This is a genomic window from Flavihumibacter fluminis (genome assembly GCF_021491375.1).
GTDB classification, from domain to species: Bacteria; Bacteroidota; Bacteroidia; order Chitinophagales; family Chitinophagaceae; genus Flavihumibacter; species Flavihumibacter fluminis.
Map to the genome: position 1 here is coordinate 1 of NZ_JAKEVY010000013.1, position 1904 is coordinate 1904.

Consider the following 1904-nt stretch of genomic DNA (forward strand, 5'->3'; position numbering starts at 1 on the left):
TGTGCGCCATGCATGGCGTCAGACTCGACGGTGCAAGTCCGTTATGGGGGTATGTAATCGCCAACCATTAGCCAAGAGCAAGGGTGTCTATCGCGAGGTAGAATCTGAAGGAAGCTGGCGGCAAAGTTCCGGCCCGAGGAACACGAACACTATCAGGCAGAAGTTGTGTGGATGAGCTTGCAAAACAAAGCAAAGTCCAAAGATTACACGGGCACAACACTGTAAATGGTGCGGGTAGATGGAATGAAAGTCTGGCGTTTTACCATGGGAGATCTCACAGACGTGTGGAAACAAAAGGTATGAAGCACGGTTGAAACAAGATTTGCTGTGAGAAGTCAGCAGAAGCCATAGTACAACAAACGACCTTGTTGGAAGGGCTGAACCTTAAGAAGTAAGTAGTAAATGAATGTTACCACATGAAGGGTAGAAAGCAGAAACTATCGTCAGATAACTGCCTACAGAAAGATAGGACAGCATCCGAAGACTATGTAGGAGTGCAGACTTCCATGTGGATAACTGAAAACAACCTTACCAGTTTAGTGCAAACAGGGTATGGAATGTTGGAACAAATCCTGTCTCCTGCAAATTTGAATGCAGCCTATAGAAGAGTGTTGCGTAACAAAGGTGCAGGAGGCGTAGATGAGATGGAAGTCGAATCGTTAAAAGATTATCTCATTGACCAAAAGGAGGTGTTAATAGCATCTATACTAGCCGGTAACTACCGGCCCAATCCAGTCCGCCGGGTACTAATACCCAAAGAGGAGGGCAAGCAAAGGCAGCTTGGCATTCCTACTGTAGTCGACCGCGTGATACAACAGGCAATAGCCCAAATACTTTCACCGATTTACGACAAACAGTTTTCTCCCCACAGTTATGGGTTCAGGCCAAAACGCAGCAGCCATCAGGCTTTACAACGATGCCAACAGTATATAACCGAAGGCTACGAAAATGTTGTAGATCTTGATTTGGAGAAGTTCTTTGATACGGTCAATCAGAGTAAACTGATTGAAGTACTATCGAAGACGATCAGGGATGGAAGAGTTGTCTCTTTGATCCATAAATATCTTCAGGCAGGTGTAATCGCTGCGAATAAGTTTGAGACCACCACCACAGGTGTACCACAAGGCGGCCCGTTGAGTCCGCTGCTGAGCAATATTATGCTCAACGAACTGGACAGGGAACTCGAGTCCCGCGGCCATCGTTTTGTTCGCTATGCAGATGATCTGGTTATCTTTTGCAAAAGCCAACGAGGAGCAGCCAGGACAATGGAAAGCGTCACGAGGTATATTGAAAGGAGATTATACCTGAAGGTAAATCGGCAGAAAAGTACCGTTTCCTACATCACGAAAGTAAAGTTCCTCGGTTACTCCTTTTATAAAATAAAGGGGGAAGGGCGCTTACGTATCCACCCGAAGAGTGTGGAGAAGATGCACAACAAGCTCAGGGAACTGACGTCGCGAAGCAATGGATGGGGAAATGCGAGACGGAAAGAATCGCTCAGACTGTATATCACAGGCTGGATTAACTACTTCCGGTACGCGGACATGAAAAAGCTACTGCTTAAGACTGATGAATGGTATCGCAGACGCCTGAGAATGGTTCTTTGGAAACAATGGAAACTGGTCAGGACCCGATATCGTCATCTGATGAAGCTAGGCATTAATCGGTCAAAGGCATGGGAACATGCCAACTCGCGCCTCGGATACTGGCATCTGGCCGGAAGTTGGGTATTACAGGTATCGGTGTCCAACGAAAAACTGTCGGAAGCTGGCTACCTCTTTTTGACGGACTGCTATCTGGCTGCGCGGAAACTAAATTAAGGAACCGCCGTATACCGAACGGTACGTACGGTGGTGTGAGAGGACAGATAGCAAACAAATTGTTTGCTATCTTCCTACTCTATT

General features: G+C 46.7%; 1 protein-coding gene. It reads left to right on the plus strand.

Translation table 11 applies throughout. The features are described 5' to 3' along the window. Window positions 1-557 precede the first annotated feature (557 nt). Window positions 558-1820, plus strand: coding sequence for a group II intron reverse transcriptase/maturase (gene ltrA / locus L0U88_RS20695; protein WP_234868771.1), 1263 nt, complete (start codon window positions 558-560; stop codon window positions 1818-1820). Window positions 1821-1904: the final 84 nt, after the last annotated feature.

Coding starts and splice junctions, on each gene's coding strand:
- ltrA (WP_234868771.1), top strand. CDS start 558: ATGTTGGAACAAATCCTGTCTCCTGCAAATTTGAATGCAGCCTATAGA.